Source organism: Phenylobacterium sp. (genome assembly GCF_035539035.1).
Taxonomy (GTDB): domain Bacteria; phylum Pseudomonadota; class Alphaproteobacteria; order Caulobacterales; family Caulobacteraceae; genus Phenylobacterium.
The window spans coordinates 149525-167415 of the sequence record NZ_DATLJI010000013.1 but is presented as its reverse complement, the minus strand read 5'-3'; the positions used below and the strand labels follow the sequence as shown (position 1 = coordinate 167415).

The 17891-nt window shown below is 70.2% G+C and carries 21 protein-coding genes; 7 read left to right on the top strand and 14 right to left on the bottom strand.

Annotated elements, in window-relative coordinates; genetic code table 11:
• Positions 1-5: 5 nt before the first annotated feature.
• The 4 genes from VM685_RS09050 to VM685_RS09035 form a co-directional block, all read right to left on the bottom strand.
• The gene (locus VM685_RS09050) at positions 6-1145 is read right to left on the bottom strand and encodes a Re/Si-specific NAD(P)(+) transhydrogenase subunit alpha (protein ID WP_325459814.1); all 1140 of its coding nucleotides are present in this window, start codon (positions 1143-1145) and stop codon (positions 6-8) included.
• Between the two features lie 114 nt (positions 1146-1259).
• The gene (locus tag VM685_RS09045) at positions 1260-1499 is read right to left on the bottom strand and encodes an aa3-type cytochrome c oxidase subunit IV (protein ID WP_325459813.1); all 240 of its coding nucleotides are present in this window, start codon (positions 1497-1499) and stop codon (positions 1260-1262) included.
• A 64-nt stretch (positions 1500-1563) separates the two neighbouring features.
• Positions 1564-2628 carry an alpha/beta hydrolase gene (locus tag VM685_RS09040; protein WP_325459812.1) on the bottom strand — a complete coding sequence of 355 codons (1065 nt, stop codon included), beginning with the start codon at positions 2626-2628 and terminating at the stop codon, positions 1564-1566.
• A complete protein-coding gene (locus VM685_RS09035) occupies positions 2625-3098 on the bottom strand; it encodes a PaaI family thioesterase (protein ID WP_325459811.1) in 474 nt (157 codons plus the stop codon). Before VM685_RS09035 ends, VM685_RS09040 begins: the two co-directional genes overlap by 4 nt.
• 97 nt (positions 3099-3195) lie before the next feature.
• On the opposite strand from VM685_RS09035, the gene VM685_RS09030 reads away from it, so the two are divergent.
• Complete coding sequence (locus VM685_RS09030; protein ID WP_325459810.1) at positions 3196-3414, top strand: hypothetical protein; 219 nt, start codon at positions 3196-3198, stop codon at positions 3412-3414.
• 90 nt (positions 3415-3504) lie between these two features.
• Complete coding sequence (locus VM685_RS09025) at positions 3505-4056, top strand: YcbK family protein (protein ID WP_325459809.1); 552 nt, start codon at positions 3505-3507, stop codon at positions 4054-4056.
• Here VM685_RS09025 and VM685_RS09020 read toward each other — a convergent pair.
• The 4 genes from VM685_RS09020 to VM685_RS09005 form a co-directional block, all read right to left on the bottom strand.
• The gene (locus tag VM685_RS09020) at positions 4053-4370 is read right to left on the bottom strand and encodes a hypothetical protein (protein ID WP_325459808.1); all 318 of its coding nucleotides are present in this window, start codon (positions 4368-4370) and stop codon (positions 4053-4055) included. The two genes, VM685_RS09025 and VM685_RS09020, sit on opposite strands and share 4 nt — an antisense overlap.
• 3 nt (positions 4371-4373) lie before the next feature.
• On the bottom strand, positions 4374-5834 hold the full coding sequence (locus tag VM685_RS09015) for a L,D-transpeptidase family protein (RefSeq protein WP_325459807.1): 1461 nt from the start codon (positions 5832-5834) through the stop codon (positions 4374-4376).
• A 114-nt stretch (positions 5835-5948) separates the two neighbouring features.
• On the bottom strand, positions 5949-7748 hold the full coding sequence (locus VM685_RS09010) for a M3 family oligoendopeptidase (protein ID WP_325459806.1): 1800 nt from the start codon (positions 7746-7748) through the stop codon (positions 5949-5951).
• 44 nt (positions 7749-7792) lie between these two features.
• Positions 7793-8230 (bottom strand): Lrp/AsnC family transcriptional regulator, encoded by a 438-nt coding sequence (locus tag VM685_RS09005; protein ID WP_325459805.1) that lies wholly within the window; start codon positions 8228-8230, stop codon positions 7793-7795.
• Positions 8231-8334: 104 nt separating this feature from the next.
• Between VM685_RS09005 and VM685_RS09000 the strand changes: the two genes are divergently transcribed.
• Complete coding sequence (locus VM685_RS09000) at positions 8335-9207, top strand: dimethylarginine dimethylaminohydrolase family protein (protein WP_325459804.1); 873 nt, start codon at positions 8335-8337, stop codon at positions 9205-9207.
• 12 nt (positions 9208-9219) lie between these two features.
• Entirely contained in the window at positions 9220-10440 is a 1221-nt protein-coding gene (gene rocD, locus VM685_RS08995) for an ornithine--oxo-acid transaminase (protein ID WP_325459803.1), read from the top strand.
• Here the strand turns inward: rocD and VM685_RS08990 are convergent, their stop codons facing one another.
• Together VM685_RS08990 and VM685_RS08985 are read right to left on the bottom strand one after the other, a co-directional pair.
• Positions 10441-12576: a PQQ-dependent dehydrogenase, methanol/ethanol family gene (locus VM685_RS08990; protein WP_325459802.1), complete on the bottom strand. Its 2136-nt coding sequence runs from the start codon at positions 12574-12576 to the stop codon at positions 10441-10443.
• Between the two features lie 134 nt (positions 12577-12710).
• Entirely contained in the window at positions 12711-13325 is a 615-nt protein-coding gene (locus VM685_RS08985; RefSeq protein ID WP_325459801.1) for a hypothetical protein, read from the bottom strand.
• A 161-nt stretch (positions 13326-13486) separates the two neighbouring features.
• Here VM685_RS08985 and VM685_RS08980 point away from each other — a divergent pair, with 161 nt between their 5' ends.
• The gene (locus tag VM685_RS08980) at positions 13487-14122 is read left to right on the top strand and encodes a hypothetical protein (RefSeq protein ID WP_325459800.1); all 636 of its coding nucleotides are present in this window, start codon (positions 13487-13489) and stop codon (positions 14120-14122) included.
• 105 nt (positions 14123-14227) lie between these two features.
• Positions 14228-15706, top strand: a complete 1479-nt coding sequence (locus VM685_RS08975) for a sigma-54 dependent transcriptional regulator (protein ID WP_325459799.1) — start codon at positions 14228-14230, stop codon at positions 15704-15706.
• Between the two features lies 1 nt (position 15707).
• Here VM685_RS08975 and VM685_RS08970 read toward each other — a convergent pair whose 3' ends face one another.
• Positions 15708-16040, bottom strand: coding sequence for a hypothetical protein (locus VM685_RS08970; RefSeq protein WP_325459798.1), 333 nt, complete (start codon positions 16038-16040; stop codon positions 15708-15710).
• Positions 16037-16309, bottom strand: coding sequence for a DUF2312 domain-containing protein (locus VM685_RS08965; protein ID WP_325459797.1), 273 nt, complete (start codon positions 16307-16309; stop codon positions 16037-16039). The genes VM685_RS08970 and VM685_RS08965 overlap by 4 nt, the downstream gene beginning before the upstream one ends.
• 133 nt (positions 16310-16442) lie before the next feature.
• On the opposite strand from VM685_RS08965, the gene folE reads away from it, so the two are divergent.
• On the top strand, positions 16443-17033 hold the full coding sequence (gene folE / locus VM685_RS08960) for a GTP cyclohydrolase I FolE (RefSeq protein ID WP_325459796.1): 591 nt from the start codon (positions 16443-16445) through the stop codon (positions 17031-17033).
• On the opposite strand, the gene VM685_RS08955 is transcribed toward folE, so the two are convergent.
• Together VM685_RS08955 and ykgO are read right to left on the bottom strand one after the other, a co-directional pair.
• Positions 17030-17647 (bottom strand): HAD family phosphatase, encoded by a 618-nt coding sequence (locus tag VM685_RS08955; RefSeq protein WP_325459795.1) that lies wholly within the window; start codon positions 17645-17647, stop codon positions 17030-17032. The genes folE and VM685_RS08955 overlap by 4 nt on opposite strands.
• Positions 17648-17659: 12 nt before the next feature.
• The gene (gene ykgO, locus VM685_RS08950) at positions 17660-17785 is read right to left on the bottom strand and encodes a type B 50S ribosomal protein L36 (RefSeq protein ID WP_111513452.1); all 126 of its coding nucleotides are present in this window, start codon (positions 17783-17785) and stop codon (positions 17660-17662) included.
• Between the last annotated feature and the right edge of the window lie 106 nt (positions 17786-17891).

Below are 17891 nucleotides of genomic sequence, written 5' to 3'. Positions count from 1 at the left end.
GGACCTCAGCTTGCGAGTTGCGGGTGGACGACCTTGCCGCCCTGGGTGACCAGGGCCGCCTTGAGGATCTCGTCCTCGTAGTCGGGGGCGAGCTTGCCCTCCTTGTCGAGGAGCAGGCCCGCGAAGGCGAGCAGGTTGCGGGCGTAGAGCGCCGAGGCGTCGGTGGCGATGCGGCCGGGCAGGTTCGGCCGGCCGAGGATCTTCACCCCGTTGGCGGTTTCGGCGACCTCGCCCAGCTTCACGCCCTCGACGTTGCCGCCCTGCTCCACGGCCAGGTCGACGATCACTGAGCCGGGCTTCATGGACGCCACCTGGGCGGCGCTGACCAGCTTCGGCGCCGGGCGGCCGGGAATGAGGGCGGTGGTGATGACGATGTCCTGCTTGGCGATGTGGCTGGAGACCAGCTCGGCCTGCTTGGCCTGGTACTCCTTGCTCATCTCCTTGGCGTAGCCGCCGGCTGTCTGGGCGTTCCTGAACTCCTCGTCCTCGACAGCGAGGAACTTGGCGCCCAGGCTCTCCACCTGCTCCTTGGTGGCCGGCCGCACGTCGGTGGCGGTGACCACCGCGCCGAGGCGCCGGGCGGTGGCGATGGCCTGCAGCCCCGCCACGCCCACCCCCATGATGAAGACCTTGGCGGCGGCGATCGTGCCCGCGGCGGTCATCATCATCGGCAGGGCCTTGCCGTAGGCCTCGGCCGCCTCGATCACCGCCCGGTAGCCGGCCAGGTTGGCCTGGGACGAGAGCGCGTCCATCACCTGGGCGCGCGTGATCCGCGGCACGAACTCCATGGCGAAGGCGCTCGCGCCCTTCTTCGCCAGGGCGTCCACGACGGCCTTGTCCTGGTAGGGGTTGAGCAGGGCGGCGACGATGGCGCCGCTCTTCAGGGCCGCGACCTCCTCATCGGCCGGAGCGCGCACCTTGAAGACGATGTCGGCCTTGGCGAGCGCGTCCTTTGCGCTCTTGGCGATCGTCGCGCCGGCGGCCTGGTACTCGCTGTCGGGATAGGCCGCGGCCACGCCCGCGCCGGACTCGATGGTCACCTCGAAGCCGGCGGCGATCAGCTTCTTCACCGTCTCGGGAACCGCGGCCACGCGGGTCTCCTGGGCCCGGCGTTCCGTGGTGACGGCGATCACGGCCATACACATCCCCCCTCGTCGTAGGGCGGGACCATAGGCAGCCGAGTCAGGGTCTGTCCAGCGAGCCGAGAGGCGCGTCAAACAGATGTTTGAACGGCGCCCTCAGCTTTGCTGAAAGCGGAGCTAGTGAGCCCCGCCCTTCTTGTCGCGCAGGAGGAAGACCCCGGCGGCGATCAGCACCACCGCCGAGATGACCGCGCCCAGGAAGCCGGCGTCCGTGCAGAACCACACGGTCAGCCACAGGACCAGGGCGGCGGTGGCGAGCGAGCCCCACTTGGTGATGCCCATCACCAGGTTGTAGGTCGACGTCTGCTCGCTGATGTCCATCGCGCCGCGGTGGTAGTCGGTGGTGGCGTCGGCCATCGAAGGCTGTCTCTCTTGCGTGAAGGGAAGTCGGGCGGGTTGCTACACGAGACCGCCGCGCCGCTCAAGCTGGGCTGGTCGCGGGCCAGGCCGCCAGCAGGGCGCGGATCGCCGCCACCAGGGCCAGCGGCTGGTCGATCATGATGTGATGGTGGGAATCGGGGATCTCCACCTCCAGCATGTCCTTGGGAAAGAACGAGGCCTCGCCACTCTTGCGGCGCTGGATGATCACCGACTGGGCCCCGTAGATGTGCACCATCGGGGTCACGATCCGCAGCCCCTGCTCGGGCATCATCCCGGTGCGGTCGAGCTTCTCCCACATGCTGGGATCGAAGCGCCAGCTCCAGCCCTCGCCCGAGCCGTCCGGCAGCGGCGCGCGCTTCAGCGAGCGGCGGGCGATGAAGTCGGCCACGAAGGCGTTGCCGGCCGGCTGCGGCGGCATCAGCCGGAAACGCGCCAGGGCCGCCTCGATCGTCGGATAGACGCGGCTGGGCCGGTCGACGGTGGGGATGTTGCGGACCTGCTCCATCCGCTTCTGCCGCTCGGCCAGCACCTCCGGCGGCGGTCCGCCGAAGCCGGTGTCCACGAGGATCGCCGCGCGCATCTGCTCGGGCTTGCGCGCGGCGGCGAAGAACACCTGGCCGCCGCCGAACGAGTGGCCGATGTAGACCGGCTTCACCCCGCCCTCGTAGAGCCCCGTGGCGCGGGCCACCGCCTCGGCGTCCTCGGCAAAGTCGGTGAAGGCGTAGCGTTCGCGCCAGTCCGAGGCGCCCATGCCGGCGAGCGACATGGAGGTGACGCGGTAGTCGGCGGCGAAGAACGGGGCGATGAAGCTCCACCAGTCGGCATGCGCGCTGTTTCCGTGCACGAGCAGCAGGCCAGGCTTGCCGCGCTCGCCCCAGGTCAGCGCCTCGAGCCGGGTCCCCAGGCTCTCCACGAAGCTGCGTTCCGGCGCCTGGGCGATGGCGTCGCGGAACCACTGCGGGGCCGGCGGCTCCTCGCCCTTGAACGCCTCCAGCGGCGCGCGGACCTCCGGCGGCAGGTTGTCGGAGTGGAACGGCCGGTCGTCGTAGGTTTCCTTCTCCGGCGCGTCGGCCTTCGACGCCTGTCCCGCTTCGTCGGCCATCATGCGATCCCCAGAACGTCGCGCTCCGCCGGCGCCTTCCGGACCTGGCGGATGCCCTTGTAGACGGCGGTGCCGGTCATCAGCGTCCGGTCGCCGCACCAGATCCGGCCACGGACGGTGAAGAGGTCGTCCCCCTCCGACACGATCTCGCTGGTCCCCTCGACCCAGTCGCCCATGCGGGCGGCGGAAAGAAAGTCGGTCATCAGCCGCACGGTGACCCAGCCGATCGAGCGCTGGCTGGAGATCACCCGGCCCCAGGCCATGTCGGCGAAGCTCATCAGCATGCCGCCGTGGCAGTTGTTCATGCCGTTGGCGTGGTGCTCCTCCACGCGGAACGCCATGGTCTCGCGGCCATCGGCCTCGCGCCGCGAGTAGAACGGCCCGACCGTGCGGCCGAACCCCCGCTGCCAGAGGTTGATTTCGTAGCCGTCGGGCACGACGGCGGCCTGGACCTCGGTCAAGTCGTCGGACATCGCCATCGGGTCTAACGGGCGTTTGAAAAATGGCAAGCTTGGAGGAACAGCGGAAGAAACCAGCGGCCGCGGTCGTTCGTGGGGGGAGACAACGCCCATGACCCAAACCGCCTACGTGACAGAGCCGAACCCACGCCCCCGCAAGCCGCGCATGCCGCAGCTCGAGATCCGGGGGCAGAAGCGCAAGACCCTGCGTCGCGCCTACCGCAGCTGGCGCTACCACAACCGCGAAACCGTTTTCGGATGGACGGCCGGGATCATCGCGCTCGCCCTGCTGACGGGCGTGCTCTTCGTGCTCGCGAGCCTGCTTGCCTGAGGCGGCTTGTCGCAGCAACGGGCTGTTTAGCTTGATATTCTAACCTCAGACGGCATCTTCAGAGGCGTAGCTGTCGTCGGGGTTCCAGCAATGCAGACACTGATCGGACGCCGCGAGGCGCTGCGCCTGGGTGGTGCGGCCGCGCTTTCCAGCCTCGCCATGCCGGCCTGGGCGAGCGCCCTCGGTGACAGCCCGCGGCGGGCGATCCTGCACAATCTGCACACCGGCGACCGCTTCAACGCGGTCTATTTCGAAAACGGCCGCTACGTGCCCCAGGCGCTTGCCGAGGCCATGCGCGTGCTGCGCGACTGGCGCACCGGCGAGGAGCACATGATGGAGCCGGGCCTGTTCGACGCCCTGCACGCCATCAACACCCGCCTGGAAACCAACCGTCCCTTCCAGATCATCTCCGGCTACCGGTCCCCGAAGACCAACGCCATGCTGCACGCCAAGAGCAAGGGCGTCGCCTCGCAAAGCCAGCACACGCTGGGCAAGGCCGTCGACGTGCGCATTGAAGGCCTCCAGCTCACCCACCTGCACAAGGCCGCGCTCGACGTGTCGGCCGGCGGCGTCGGGTACTATCCCAATTCCAACTTCGTCCACGTGGACACCGGCCGTGTGCGCCGGTGGTCGGGCTCCTAGGGCACGGGCTCGGCGGCGGGCTCCGGCGGCGGCGCCTCCGGAGCGGCCTCGTCCTGCGGCTCCCGGGTGGTCATGCCCACGGCCGCGGCATCCTCGGCCACCTGGTCGTCGATGGGCGGGGGCGGCGGCGAGGGTGACGCGGGCTCAGGCGCCGTGGCGGCGGCCGGGACCGCCTGGTCCTCCGCAGCCGGCGCGACCACCTCGGCAGGCGCCCTCTCCGCAGGTTCGGACGTGAACCGTGCGCCGCGCGTCAGGGCCAGCGCCAGCAGCAGCACGGCGCACGCCGCCGCGATCCACAGCACCACTCTAAGCATCGGTCAGGCCTCTTCGGTCTTCTTCGGCGTCGCCAGAACGCCCACCCGGCGCAGCAGCTCGCGGTCCCAGTCGTAGGGGTCGGAGCGGAAGTGCATCTGGCCGTCGGCGCCGGCGAACGTGGTCCAGTAGAGGATGAAGACCGGCACCTGCGTCGGCAAGCGCGCCCGCACGGTCTTGCCGCTGTCTAGGGTCGTGGCGATCTGCTCGGGCGTCCACTCCGCGTCCCCTGCGAGCAGGGCCTCCGCGAGCTCCCTGGGCTTCTCCACCCGCACGCAACCGTGGCTGGCCTGGCGGGCGAAGCGTTCGAAGGTCGCCTTCGTCGGGGTGTCGTGCAGGTAGACGGCGAACGGATTGTCAAAGTCGAACTTGTAGCGGCCGAGCGCGCTCTGCTCCGAGCGCTGCTGCAGGCGCTTGGACCCGTCGTCGTTGGTGATCACGCGGAAGCCGTTGCGCGACAGATAGCCCGGGCTCGCGCGTTCCTTCGGCCACAGCTCCTCGTTCGCGATGCTGCTCGGCACGTTCCAGGGCGGGTTGATCACCACGCTGTGGATCGCCGACTGCAGCATCGGCGTCTCGTCGCCGGGCTTGCCGGAGACCGCCTTCATCGACAGCACCGGGCGGTCGTCCTTGAACAGGGTGACGATGGCCGCGCCGGAGTTCACCTGAACCCGGTCCGCCGGCATCTCGCGCGGCATCCAGCGCCAGCGCTCCATGTTGGCGATGATCTGCAGCACCCGCTGTCCAACCGGCTGGTTCAACATCCGAAGGGTGCCGGGGCCGACCACGCCGTCGGGCTCGATGCCGAAGCGGCGCTGGGCGCGCTGCACCGCCTGGTGCAGGGGCTCGTCGAAGGTCTCCCCGGAGCCCGCCGAAACCTGCGGGTCCTCCACCGCCAGCCGGGCCCGCAGCGCGGGGACGCGCGGATCGGTGACGCCGAGCTTCAGGGGCGCGCCCTCGGGCACGGCCGTCCAGCCGCCGGCCGCGGCGATCTCGCGGTACTTCAGCAGGCCCCGCTTGAGGCCGGCGTAACCCGAATACGGCGGCGCGAGGCTGTCCAGCCACGGCTTCAGCCGATCGGCGGCCAGCGCCTGGGCCAGTTCCGGGGCGGCGTCATAGGCGGCCGGCCGCACGCCCCACATCTTCGGAAACTCGCCGGGCTCCATCCGCCCCACGCGCACGTCATGGGCGTAGCGCAACAGGCCCGAGGTGATCGCGGCGCTGTCCGGAGTTCCCCCGGCGGGAAGGTAGTCCTTCGGCTGCAGCCCGTGGGCGTCGGCGTCGCGCAGCACCCGCAGCGCCAGCTCCTGCTGGGCGGGCGTCAGCGCGGGCAGCGCCGCGCGAGCGGCCGCGGGGGGCGCGGCGGGCTCCTGGGCGTGCAGCACCGCCCCTGTCAGCGCGATGGGCAGGGCGACAGCCACGGCGGCCAGTCGGATGCTCGCGCGCCGCTCTCGATTCAAAATCATACTCCGGGATACCTCAGCCTTCGCCCTCGGTCCCTCGAACGCGCGAAGGGTTCATTTCGTGGCATTGCGGCGCCGCAGCCTTGATCGACGTCATGTGGAGATCGCGTGCAGCGCTCACTTCTCCGGGACCAGGGTCTCGAACTCGTCCACCAGCCGCTCGATCTGCTTCATGCCCGCCGCCCAGAACGCTTTCTGGCGCGGATCGAGGCCGAACGGGGCCAGGGCCTCCACATAGGTCTTCGTCCCGCCGGCCGCGAGGAGGGCCTCGTAAAGCGGCGCGAAGCCCTGCGGATCCTCCCGCCGCTTCTCCATCAGGCCGCGCACCAGAAGGTCCCCGAACGCGTAGGCGTAGACGTAGAACGGCGAGTGCACGAAGTGGCTGATGTAGCCCCAGTAGTGCTCATAGCCCCGGTTGAGCCGGATCGCGGGCCCAAGGCTCTCGCCCATCACCTCCAGCCAAAGGCCGCCGATCTCCTGCGGCGACAGCTCGCCCTCCAGGCGCGCGGCGTGGAAGCGGGTCTCGAAGCGGTGGAAGGCGATCTGGCGCACCACCGTGTTCAGCGCGTCCTCGATCTTGCCCGCCAGCAGGCCGCGCTTCTCCTCGGGCGAGGCGGCCGCGAGCAGCCGTTCGAAGACCAGCCCCTCCCCGAAGATCGAGGCCGTCTCGGCGAGCGTCAGCGGGGTGTCGGCCAGCAGCGTCCCCAGCGGCTGGCAGAGCGTTTGGTGGACCGCGTGGCCGAGCTCGTGGGCCAGGGTCAGCACGTCGCGCCGCTCGCCCATGTAGTTCATGAAGACGTAGGGGTGCCGCTCGGCGGTCACCGGATGGGAATAGGCGCCCGACTGCTTGCCAGGCCGCGGCCGGGCGTCGATCCAGGGCTGGTTGAAGAAGGTGTGGGCCGCGTCCGCGAACTTCGGGGCCAGGTCGGCGAAGCTCTCCAGCACCAGCCCCTTGGCCTCATCCCAGCCGTAGAGCCTGGGCGGCGCGGTATCGAGCGGGGCGTTGCGGTCCCAATGGTCCAGGGCCTCGCGGCCCATGACGCGCGCCTTCAGCCGGTAGTAGCGATGGCTGACCGACGGATAGGCCTCCACCACCGCCTGCTCCAGGGCCTCGACGGAGGCGGCGTCGACCTCATTGGCCAGATGCCGTGCGGCGGCGGGGTCGGGATACTTCCGCCAGCGGTCCTCCACCTGCTTCTCGAACGCCAGGGTGTTGAGGCAGAGCACCAGCGTGGTCGCGCGGTCCCCGAGCGCCTTGGAGAGCGCCATGGCCGCCTGTTTTCGCTGGGCCGGGTCGGGGCTGGAGAGGCGGTTCAGCGCCTCCGAGAGCGTCAGCGTCTCCTTGCCCACCCGGGCGGTCAGCTTCGCCAGCGTTTCGTCGGACAGGCGCGCCCAGTTGGCGATTGCGGGCGCGCGGTCCACCAGCATGCGCTCCAGCTCCGCCGACAGCTCGTGCGGCCGCGCCAGCCGCACCCGGCGGATCCATGGTCGCCAGCGGACGGCGGGCGGATGAGCCTCGAGCGCCGCCTCGATCTCGGCGTCCTCGAGCTGGTTGATCTCCAGGGTGAAGAACAGGCTCTCCGCGGCGATCTGGGAGGCGCGGGCCCGCAGGTCCGCCTCGAACTTCGCCCAGGCCGGGTCGTCGCGGGCCACCGAGGCGGCCAGGGAGGCGTAGGAGGCGACGCTCCACAGGCCGTTGGTGGCCGCCTCGTAGTGGCCGATCCCCTCGTCCAGCAGGCGGCCCAGGCCGGCGGCGTCCGCGCGGCTCGCCACGAACCGGCCCTTCAGCGCCACCAGGGCCTCGTTGGCCGTCCGGGCCCGGTGGAGGTCGGCCTCGATGCGCGGGTCTTCGCGGTCGGTGTAGAGGTCGTCCAGCCGCCACTGCGGCAGGGTCTCGGGCTTCACGGGCGCGTTCATGGCCCGGATGTAGTCCATCCGCCCGCGGAGCGGGAGGAGGCGCGCTACAACTTCTGGGTCGCCAGCAGGATCGAGGTCTCCGTGGAGGCGATGCCCTCCAGCATGCGGATCTGGTCGAGGGTGCGGCTGAACTCGGCCAGGCTCTCGGTGTCGAGCTCCGCCACCAGGTCCCAGCGGCCGTTGGTGGTGTGGATGGCCGCCACCTCCGGGAAACCCTTCAGCGCCTTCACCACCGCTCCGGACCTCTCGCCCTCGATGGCGATGCACATGATGGCGCGGACCCGGTTGGCCTCGAGCTCCGGCCGGGTGCGGATGGTGAAACCCTGGATCACGCCGCGGGCCAAGAGCCGCTCGATCCGGTTCTGCACCGTGCCGCGGCTGACCCTCAGCGCCGCTGCGAGCGAGGACGCGGGCTGGCGCGAATCGGCCCGCAGGAGGGCGACCAGCTTCCGGTCCAGCTCGTCGAGCAATTCGACAGCCATACCTGACACTCTGCATTATGATCTGCCGAAGAGTAGCACCTTGTGCGCTTTTCGCTAGCGCAACCATGGGCGACCCTCTGGAGGTCCATCGCTGGAGGGTTCGTATGGCGCTTTTCCTCATGACCGACCCGGGTCACTTCGAGGTCTGCTACCAGATCAATCCCTGGATGAAGCCGACCGCCTGGCGCGCCGACCGCGACGGCTGCCTCGCCGCCGCCAAGGCGGCCTCCGGCGGGCTGAAGGCCGCCCTGAAGGCCGCCGGCGCGCGTGTCGAGATGGTGGAGGCCGCCCGCGGCCTGCCCGACCTCGTGTTCCCGGCCAACGCCGCGGTGGTGCTCGACGGCAAGGTCCTGCTGGCCCGCTTCCGACATCCGGAGCGGCAGGGCGAGGAGGCGATCTTCCGCTCCGCCTTCTGCAAGCTGACGAAGCGCGGCGTGGTCCAGGAGGTCATGGACCTGCCCGAGGGCCTGTTCCACGAGGGCGCGGGCGACGCGATCTGGGACCTCGGCCGGCAGCTCTTCTGGGCCGGCTACGGCCCGCGCTCCAGCCGCGGCTCGCTCGCCGTCGTGCAGGGCTACTTCGGCCAGGAGGTGGTCCCGCTGGAGCTCGCCTCCGAGCGCTACTACCACCTGGACACCTGCTTCTGCCCGCTGTCCGGCGGCGAGGTGCTCTACTACCCGCCCGCCTTCACCGAGACCGCGCTCGCCGAGATTCGCGCCCGCGTGCCGGAGGAACTGCGCATCGAGGCGACCGACGAGGACGCCGCCGCCTTCTGCGTCAACGCGGTGAACCTCGACCGCACCATCATCATGGCCAAGGCGCCGCCGGCGCTGCGCGCCCGGCTTGAGCAGCGCGGCTACCAGCTCGTCGAGGTGGACCTCTCCCCGTTCATCCTGTCCGGCGGGGCCGCCTACTGCATGACCTTGCGCCTCGACCGGACCAGCGTCCCGCAAGCTTCCGCCATCGCCGCCGAATAGAGGGTCAGACCGATGAACGACATCACCCTGCAACGCTCGATCGCCGCCGACCTGATCGCCACCGAGGCCCTCTACGGCGCCAAGAACTACAAGCCCCTCGACGTGGTGCTGACCCGCGGCGAAGGCGTCTACGTCTGGGACGTGGACGGCAACCGCTACATGGACTGTCTCTCGGCCTATTCGGCCGTGAACCAGGGCCACTGCCACCCGAAGATCCTGGAGGCCATGGTCGCCCAGGCGTCGCGCCTGACGCTCACCTCGCGCGCCTTCCGCAACGACCAGCTCGCGCCCTTCTACGAGGAGCTCTGCGCGCTGACCAAGTCGCACAAGGCCCTGCCGATGAACTCGGGCGCCGAGGCGGTCGAGAGCGCCATCAAGGTCGCGCGCAAGTGGGGCTATGAGGTCAAGGGCGTGCCCGAGGGCCAGGCCGAGATCATCGTCGCCGCCGACAACTTCCACGGCCGCACCGTGGCCATCGTGGGCTTCTCCACCGATCCGGGCTCGCGCGGCGGCTTCGGCCCCTTCGCTCCGGGATTTAAGGTCGTGCCCTATGGTGACGCCGACGCGCTCGAGCAGGCGATCGGCCCCAACACCGTGGCCTTCCTCGTCGAGCCGATCCAGGGCGAGGCCGGCGTGATCATCCCGCCGGCCGGCTACCTGAAGCGCGCCCGGGAGCTCTGCACGAAGCACGACGTCATCCTGATCCTGGACGAGATCCAGACCGGCCTGGGCCGCACCGGAAAGCTGCTCGCCGAGGAGCACGAGGGGATCGAGGCCGACCTCACCCTGATCGGCAAGGCGCTCTCGGGCGGCTTCTATCCGGTCTCGGCCGTGCTCTCTAACTCGGAGGTCATGTCGGTCCTGCACCCGGGCGAGCACGGCTCCACCTTCGGCGGCAACCCGTTGGCCTGCGCGGTGGCGCGGGCCGCGCTGAGGGTGCTGACCGAGGAGGGCATGATCGAGAACGCCGCCCGGGTGGGCGAGCGCCTGAGGGCCTCGCTCGCCGCGATCGAGGCCGATGGCGTCAAGGAGGTCCGCGGCCGCGGCCTGATGCTGGCCGTGGAGCTGCACCCCGAGGCCGGCGGCGCGCGGCGGGTGTGCGAGGCGCTGCAGGCGCGCGGCCTCCTGGCCAAGGAGACCCACGACCACACCATCCGCATCGCCCCGCCGCTGATCCTCACCGACGCCCAGGCCGACTGGATCGCCGACCAGTTTGCGACGGTGCTGCCCTAGCTAGCTCTTCGGCGGCGGCGCGGGCGTCCTAGAACCCTGCGCCGTGGCCGGGGCCGCGGAGGCGTTCCTCGCCTCCTGGATGACGTAGGCGCGCACGTCTTCCGCGTCCTTCGGCGTCAGGAAGCGGGAGAAGCTCGCCATGCCGCGGGGGGCCAGCACGCCGTCGATCACCACGCCCTTCCAGTTCTCCGCGTTCGCCAGCATCGGCGAGGCGCGCAGGTTGGGCAGCCAGGCGCCGGCCGCGTTCGGGCCGTGGCAGACCTGGCAGTGCTGGTGGAAGACCGCGAAGCCGTGCTGCACGTCGCCGGACGAGCTGACGCCCGTCAGGTCGATCTCCGGCTGGGCGGGCACATTGAACGCCGGGGCCGTCGCCTTGCCGCCGATCTTGAAGACCAGCAGCCGGCCCGGCAGCCTCGGTCGCTGGGGCATGAAGCCGGGGGCCGAGATCTGCCCGCCGCCGCCGGCGCCCACCATCACGGCCACGTACTGCTCGCCGTCGATCTGGTAGCTCATCGGCGCGGCGATGATCCCGTTACCGGTCTTGTAGGTCCACAGCTTGGCGCCCTTGGCCGCGTCATAGGCCACGAACTCCCCCTGGGCCGCGCCCTGGAAGACCAGGCCGCCCGCCGTCGAAAGCACACCGGCGTTCCAGAAGTAGGGGTGCTCGACGGTCCAGACCGCCTTCTGCTGCACCGGGTCCCAGGCCACGAGGGCGCCGCGGATCATCGAGGCCACCGCCTTCTGCGTCGCCTCGTCGGTCGGCAGGGCGTTGGTCAGGAAGTCCACCCCGACGTTCCACGCCCCGTCCTTGTAGGTGAAGCCCTTGTCGTCGGTGTAGGCGAACGGGGTGACGTTGGTGGGGATGTAGACCAGCCCGGCCTTCGGATTATAGGCCATGGGCTGCCAGTTGTGCGCCCCGAGCGGGCCGGGGATGGCCAGAGCCGGGCCCTGGCCGTAGCGCGCGTTGGGCGCCTCGATCGGCCGGCCGGTCTTGGGGTCGACGCCGGTCGCCCAGCTGATGTTGGTGTAGTTCTTGGCCGACAGCAGCTGACCCGTGGCCCGGTCGATCACATAGAAGAAGCCGTTCTTCGGCGCCTGCATCAGCACCTTGCGCGGCTGCCCCCCGATGTTCAGGTCGGCCAGCATGATGTGCTGGGTCGCGGTGTAGTCCCAGCTCTCGGCCGGCGTCGTCTGGTAGTGCCAGACGTACTCGCCGGTGTCGGGCTTCAGGGCCAGGATCGAGGACAGGAAGAGGTTGTCCCCCTTGCCGCCCGAGCGCCGCTGGTGGTTCCACGGCGTGCCGTTGCCGACGCCCAGGTAGACGATGTCGAGGGTCGGATCATAGGCGATGGAATCCCACACCGTCCCGCCGCCGCCGGTCCGCTTCCACTCCCCGTCGGACCAGGTGGCCGCGGCCTTCTCGGCCATCACCTTGTCGGAGGCCGCGCCGTCGGGCTGACCGTTGGGATTGGGGGTCGTGTAGAAGCGCCAGACCTGCTTGCCCGTCGCCGCGTCATAGGCGGCGATGTAGCCGCGCACGCCGTATTCGGCCCCGCCGTTGCCGATCAGCACCTTGTCCTTCACCACCCGCGGCGCGCCGGTGATGGTGTAGGGCTTGGAGGTGTCGGTGGTCTGCACCGACCAGACCGGCTGGCCGGTCTTGGCGTCCAGCGCGATCAGCCGGCCATCGATGGTGCCGAGATAGACGCGGCCCTTCCACAGGGCGACGCCGCGGTTGACCACGTCGCAGCAGGCGTTGAAGCCCTTGGCGCCCTCCACCTTCGGGTCGAAGGCCCAGAGCTGCTTGCCGGTCTTGGCGTCGAACGCATAGGCCTTGGACCAGGCGGTGGTGGTGTAGAGCACCCCGTCGGCCACCAGCGGCGTCGCCTCCTGGCCGCGGTCGGTGTCGAACTCCGCGTACCAGGCAAGGCCGAGCTGACCCACATTGGCGGTGTTGACCTGGTCGAGCGGGCTGAAGCGCTGCTCGGAGTAGCCCTTGCCGTAGGAGAGCCACTCGGCGTTGGCGTCGGCCGCGGCGATCCGCGCCCCGTCGACCTGGCCCGTCGCCGCCGGTTTCTGACAGGCGGCCAGGGCGCCGGACAGCGCCAGCGCGACCGCAAGGGTGATGATCCGCATCTCGCCTCCCCGTGGCCTTTGTCGGCCTTGAGGCGACGTTAGGCCCGGAGCGGCGGGCCGGGCAAGCGCGCCCCAACGTCAACCGGGGCGGCGGGGGGGAGCCCCGGAGCCGTGCTCCGGAGCTCCCGTCATGCTTAGCGTCGATAGTAGCCGTAGCGGTCGCCGTCCCGGCGCTCCCAGCGGATGCGGGCCGCCAGCGCGTCGAAGCGGCGGTCGAGGTCGGCCATCTCCCAGGTGGAGTAGCCGCCGCGGCGGTAGCGCATGTCCAGCCGCACCACGGCGCGGTACTCCGCCCGCAAGCGGGCGGCCTCGCCGGCGGTCAGCTGGCCGTTGCGCAGGCCCTGCTCGATGCGGCGCTCCAGCTGCGCCTTGCGCCGCTCCACCGGCACCCAGCGGCCGCCTTCGTCCATCCAGCCGCTGCCGCCGAACCAGCCGCGCTCGCGGTCGGTGCGGTCGTAGCGGATGCGCATCGAGAGCTGGTCGAAGCGCCGGTCGAGGTCCTGACGCTCCCAGGCCGAGAGGCCGCCGGCCCGGTAGCGGGCCTCCAGGTTGATCAGGTCGCGGAACTCCGCCCGCAGCGACATGGCTTCGGGTTGCGACAGGTCGCCGGAGCGCATGCCGGCCTCGATCCGCTCGTCCAGGCGGGCCTGCCGCTCGTTGATCGACATCCAGGCCTGGGCGGAGGCGGCGCCGGCGCTCATCGCCAGCGCCACGCCCGCGAGCATGGCGGTCCGGTTGTGCTTGGTCATGGGGTCTCTCCTTCTCGTGTCGTCCCCCGACGCGAGGCCCCCCTGGCGCCGCTCCAACTCGCCAAGGCCCCGTTTGGTTCGCGCGCCGCGCCAAGCCCGGCCGTGAACCGCTTCGCCCTTTCACGTGTTTAGGAGCGTCCTTGCGTGGAGATCCCGAGCCGATGAATCGGCGAGCCGCCCCTCTGATCGCAGCCCTCGTGGCGACCGGCGCCGCCGCGCTCGCTGCGCCTGCGGCCGCCGAGATCAAGCCCGGCCAGCAGGAGGGCCTGGGGCTCACCGCGCAGGACGTCCCGGAGCTCCTGAAGAAGGCCAAGGCCGATCCCTACGCCCCGCCCGCCGCGCCGGCGTGCGAGACCGCCTACCAGGAGCTCGCCGCCCTGGACCAGATCCTGGGCCCGGACGCCGACGAGCCGAGCGTGAAGAAGGCCCAGGCCGGCAACCTGCTCATGAAGGGCGTGCGCAGCCTGATCCCGCACCGGGAGATCTTCCGGGTGCTCACCGGCGTGGATCGCAAGGAGCGGGAACTCGCCGAAGCCGCGATGGCCGGCTGGGCCCGGCGCGGCTATCTCAAGGGCATGCTGCGGTCGGACTGCGAGGGCGACGCGGCCCAGACCATCGCCGCCGCCGAACCCCAGGGCGCTCCCGCCTCGGCGGTCGAGGCCGCCCCGGCGGAGCAGATCGCGCTGCAGGCGCCCGCCGAAGCACCGGCCGCGTTCGCGACCGAACCCCCGCCGTCCCCGCCGCTCTCGTCGGGCCTCGAAACCATCGCTGCGGCCGACGGTCTCGTTAACCCCTGATTCGGGTCTCCGAAACTCGGCCTTTACCCCCCGCCTGTATCAATTCGGGCCACGAAGAGCATCGTCCAGAAGAGACGAGAGTCCGATTGAGGTGGGTGTTTTCCAATGTCCAAGACGGTCCTCGTCGTCGATGACGACCCGACCCAGCGCCGCCTGATCCAGGCTGTCCTGGAGCGCGAAGGCTTCGCGGTGACCCACGCCGAGAGCGGCGACGAGGCCATCAAGAAGCTGGGCGCCGGCGTGAAGGCCGACGTCGTCCTCCTCGACCTCGTCATGCCCGGGATCTCCGGCCACGACACCCTGGCCGAGATGCGCGCGCGCGGCTTCAACCAGCCGGTGATCGTGGTGACCGCCACCGGCGGCATCGACACCGTCGTGCAGGCCATGCAGGGCGGCGCCATCGACTTCTTCGTCAAGCCGGCGGCGCCGGAGCGGATCATCGTCTCGATCCGCAATGCGCTCTCCATGGGCGCCCTGAAGGGCGAGGTGGACCGGCTGAAGAAGCACGCCACGGGCCGGGCCACCTTCGACGACCTGATCGGCGCCTCGCCGGCCATGACCATGGTCAAGCGGCTGGGCGAGCGGGCCGCCAAGTCCTCCATCCCCATCCTGATCACCGGCGAGAGCGGGGTCGGCAAGGAAGTGATCGCGCGCGCCGTGCACGGCTCGTCCGAGCGCGCCGGCAAGCCGTTCGTGGCCGTCAACTGCGGCGCGATCCCCGAAAACCTTGTGGAGTCGATCCTGTTCGGCCACGAGAAGGGCAGCTTCACCGGCGCCACCGACAAGCACCTGGGCAAGTTCCAGGAGGCCAGTGGCGGCACCCTGTTCCTGGACGAGGTCGGCGAGCTGCCGCTCGACATCCAGGTCAAGCTGCTGCGCGCCCTGCAGGAGAGCGAGATCGATCCGATCGGCTCCAAGCGCTCCATCAAGGTCGACGTGCGGATCGTCTCGGCCACCAACCGCGACCTCAGCCAGGCCGTGGCCGAGGGCCGCTTCCGCGAGGATCTCTTCTACCGCCTGAACGTCTTCCCGATCGAGGCCCCGGCGCTCCGCGAGCGCAAGGAGGACATTCCGGCCCTGGTCGACGCCTTCGTGCGCCGGTTCAACGTGGAGGAGGGCAAGTCGGTGGTGGGCGCCGCCCCCGAGACCATGGCTTTCCTCACCGCCTTCGACTGGCCGGGCAACGTCCGCCAGCTGGAGAACGCCGTCTACCGGGCTATCGTGCTCTCCGACGCGCCGTACCTCGCGCCCCACGACTTCCCCGCCATCTCGGGCGTCGCCGCACCGCCGCCGGAAGCGCTCGTGCAACCCGTGGCGACGGCCGTACCTCAGACCCTGCCGACCGCCGAGCAACTGGTCGCCGAGATGCCAAAGGATGCGCCGGTGCGCATCCTCGACGAGCGCGGACACCTGCGCACGCTGGAGGAGATCGAGCGCGACCTGATCCAGCTCGCCATCGGCATCTACGCCGGCCACATGAGCGAGGTGGCCCGCCGCCTCGGCATCGGCCGCTCCACCCTCTATCGCAAGGTCAAGGAACAGGGGCTGGAGGACGTGGTCGAGCAGGTGGCGGCCCAGGGCTGACCTAGCCCTCGGCATCCTTCGGCTTGCGCCGGAAACCCTTGCCCCGGCTCATGGGCTTCTTCTCGCCCTTGGCCTTGGCGGCGATCTCCTTGAGCTTGACCGCCTGCATGATGGAGAGCGCCTCGCCGCGGGCGCCCTTCTCCGGGTCGCCGAAGGCGCGGCCGTAGGTCTTCACGCGCTCGGCGACGCTGCCGAGGAATTCGCCCTCCCAGTCGGAGAGCTCGACGCCCGCCTTCTCGGCGGCCCGGCGGGCGCGTTTGAGGGCGTTGAGGGCGGCGCGCTTGGCGGCCGCCCGCTGCGCCTCGAAGGGCGAAGGTGGCGCCTTGCGCTTCAAATCTCTCCGATCGCAGACAGGTAGAGGTCGAGGATCGCCTCTTCCTCCATGCGCTTGGCGCGGTCCTGCTTGCGGATGCGGACCACCTTGCGCAGCACCTTGACGTCGAAGCCGTTGCCCTTGGCCTCGGCGAAGACCTCCTTGATCTGCTCGGCGATCTCGGACTTCTCCTGCTCAAGGCGTTCCACGCGCTCGATGATGCTCTTCAGCTGGCCCTGGGCCGCCTGGTTGAGCACGTCGGGGTGGGCGTCGGCGGCGTCGTCGGCCATGGGGGAGAGCCTCTCACAGATCTCGGGGGTTCGGAAAGCGGCGGAACCTAGCCACCGGCCGGCCCCGTGTCATCCGTCGCTTGAACCTTTGCCGAAGCCCGACCATTGAGACGCATCGACGCGGAGGCAGCCGATGGCCGGAGACAAACGCCCACTGACCCAGCAGGACGCCGAAGCCGCCGTCCGCACCCTCATCGAATGGGCGGGCGACGACCCCACCCGCGAGGGCCTGCTGGAGACGCCGAAGCGGGTCGCCAAGGCCTACCGCGAGCTCTTCGCCGGCTACGAGACGGACCCGCGCGAGTACCTGGCGCGCACCTTCGAGGAGGTGGGCGGCTACGACGAGCTCGTGATCCTGAAGGACATCCGCGTGGTGAGCTTCTGCGAGCACCACATGCTGCCGTTCCTGGGCAAGGCGCACGTGGGCTACCTGCCGGCCAACCGGGTGGTGGGGATCTCCAAGCTCGCCCGGGTCGTCAACGGCTTCGCCCGGCGGCTGCAGATCCAGGAGAAGCTGACCGCCGAGATCGCCGAGGCGATCCAGGACATCCTGCAGCCCAAGGGGGTCGGCGTGGTGCTGGTCTCCGAACACAGCTGCATGACCATGCGGGGCGTGAACACGCCGGGCTCACGGCTCACCACCAGCCACCTCCTGGGCGAGGTCCGCGACGACCCCCGCACGCGGCAGGAGTTCTTCGAGCTGGTCCGCGCCGGCCCGGGCTAGAGGAGGCCGCGGGCCTCCAGCGCCGGCCGCAGGGCCGCCGCGTCGGTGAAGTGATGGACGTCGAAGCCGAGCTCGCGGGCCGCCTCGATGTTCTTGGCGCTGTCGTCCACGAACAGCAGCTCCTGCGGCGCATAGCCGAACCGCTCGGCCGCCAGGCGGAAGATCGCCGGGTCCGGCTTCGTCAGCCGCTCCCGCCCGGAGATGATGGCGTCTCTGAGCCGCCCGAAGGCCGGGCTCAGGGCGTAGGTGCCCTCGACGGTGTCCTGGTGGATGTTGGAGAGGCCGAACTGGGGCACGCCGCGGACGTGCAGGGCCTCGATGGCGGCCTCGGTCTCGGGGATGGGGCCGGAGAACATCTCCCACCAGCGCTCACGCCAGGCGCGGATCGCCGGCGCGTGGTCGGGATGCTTCTGCACGAGGGCCGCGATGTTGGTCTCGAAACTCTCCCCGCGGTCGTGCGCCATGTGCCAGTCCATGGTGCAGACGTGGCTCAGGAACCGGTCGCATTCGGCCGGATCGGGAAAGATCTTCTGGTAGAGCGTGCGGGGGTTCCACCGCACGATGACGTTGCCGAAATCCCAGACAACGGCCTTGGGGCCAACCGCCTGGGGCATCGGCCGGCGCGCTTAGCCCTGCTTGGCTTTGAAGCGCGGGTCCGTCTTGTTGATGATGTACACCCGGCCCTTGCGGCGCACGAGCTTGCAGTCGCGGTGGCGAGTCTTGAGCGACTTGAGCGAGCTTCTGACCTTCATGACCTGTTCTCGGGCGTGCGCGGACGCGCGGCGTCCTGGTTCAACAAGAGAGCGGGCGCATATACGGGCAGGCTGGGCCTGAGTCAACGCATTGGCCCCTGACGCC

What these genes read in the sequence shown, in the direction of transcription:
- VM685_RS09010 (WP_325459806.1), bottom strand. Translation starts at nt 7,748, where the DNA reads ATGAACGCGCCCGTGAAGCCCGAGACCCTGCCGCAGTGGCGGCTGGAC.
- rocD (WP_325459803.1), top strand. Translation starts at nt 9,220, where the DNA reads ATGAACGACATCACCCTGCAACGCTCGATCGCCGCCGACCTGATCGCC.
- VM685_RS09050 (WP_325459814.1), bottom strand. Translation starts at nt 1,145, where the DNA reads ATGTGTATGGCCGTGATCGCCGTCACCACGGAACGCCGGGCCCAGGAG.
- VM685_RS09040 (WP_325459812.1), bottom strand. Translation starts at nt 2,628, where the DNA reads ATGATGGCCGACGAAGCGGGACAGGCGTCGAAGGCCGACGCGCCGGAG.
- VM685_RS09020 (WP_325459808.1), bottom strand. Translation starts at nt 4,370, where the DNA reads ATGCTTAGAGTGGTGCTGTGGATCGCGGCGGCGTGCGCCGTGCTGCTG.
- VM685_RS08990 (WP_325459802.1), bottom strand. Translation starts at nt 12,576, where the DNA reads ATGCGGATCATCACCCTTGCGGTCGCGCTGGCGCTGTCCGGCGCCCTG.
- VM685_RS09000 (WP_325459804.1), top strand. Translation starts at nt 8,335, where the DNA reads ATGGCGCTTTTCCTCATGACCGACCCGGGTCACTTCGAGGTCTGCTAC.
- VM685_RS08980 (WP_325459800.1), top strand. Translation starts at nt 13,487, where the DNA reads ATGAATCGGCGAGCCGCCCCTCTGATCGCAGCCCTCGTGGCGACCGGC.
- VM685_RS08975 (WP_325459799.1), top strand. Translation starts at nt 14,228, where the DNA reads ATGTCCAAGACGGTCCTCGTCGTCGATGACGACCCGACCCAGCGCCGC.
- VM685_RS09035 (WP_325459811.1), bottom strand. Translation starts at nt 3,098, where the DNA reads ATGTCCGACGACTTGACCGAGGTCCAGGCCGCCGTCGTGCCCGACGGC.
- VM685_RS09015 (WP_325459807.1), bottom strand. Translation starts at nt 5,834, where the DNA reads ATGATTTTGAATCGAGAGCGGCGCGCGAGCATCCGACTGGCCGCCGTG.
- VM685_RS08955 (WP_325459795.1), bottom strand. Translation starts at nt 17,647, where the DNA reads ATGCCCCAGGCGGTTGGCCCCAAGGCCGTTGTCTGGGATTTCGGCAAC.
- VM685_RS09030 (WP_325459810.1), top strand. Translation starts at nt 3,196, where the DNA reads ATGACCCAAACCGCCTACGTGACAGAGCCGAACCCACGCCCCCGCAAG.
- VM685_RS08965 (WP_325459797.1), bottom strand. Translation starts at nt 16,309, where the DNA reads ATGGCCGACGACGCCGCCGACGCCCACCCCGACGTGCTCAACCAGGCG.
- folE (WP_325459796.1), top strand. Translation starts at nt 16,443, where the DNA reads ATGGCCGGAGACAAACGCCCACTGACCCAGCAGGACGCCGAAGCCGCC.
- VM685_RS09005 (WP_325459805.1), bottom strand. Translation starts at nt 8,230, where the DNA reads ATGGCTGTCGAATTGCTCGACGAGCTGGACCGGAAGCTGGTCGCCCTC.
- ykgO (WP_111513452.1), bottom strand. Translation starts at nt 17,785, where the DNA reads ATGAAGGTCAGAAGCTCGCTCAAGTCGCTCAAGACTCGCCACCGCGAC.
- VM685_RS09045 (WP_325459813.1), bottom strand. Translation starts at nt 1,499, where the DNA reads ATGGCCGACGCCACCACCGACTACCACCGCGGCGCGATGGACATCAGC.
- VM685_RS09025 (WP_325459809.1), top strand. Translation starts at nt 3,505, where the DNA reads ATGCAGACACTGATCGGACGCCGCGAGGCGCTGCGCCTGGGTGGTGCG.
- VM685_RS08985 (WP_325459801.1), bottom strand. Translation starts at nt 13,325, where the DNA reads ATGACCAAGCACAACCGGACCGCCATGCTCGCGGGCGTGGCGCTGGCG.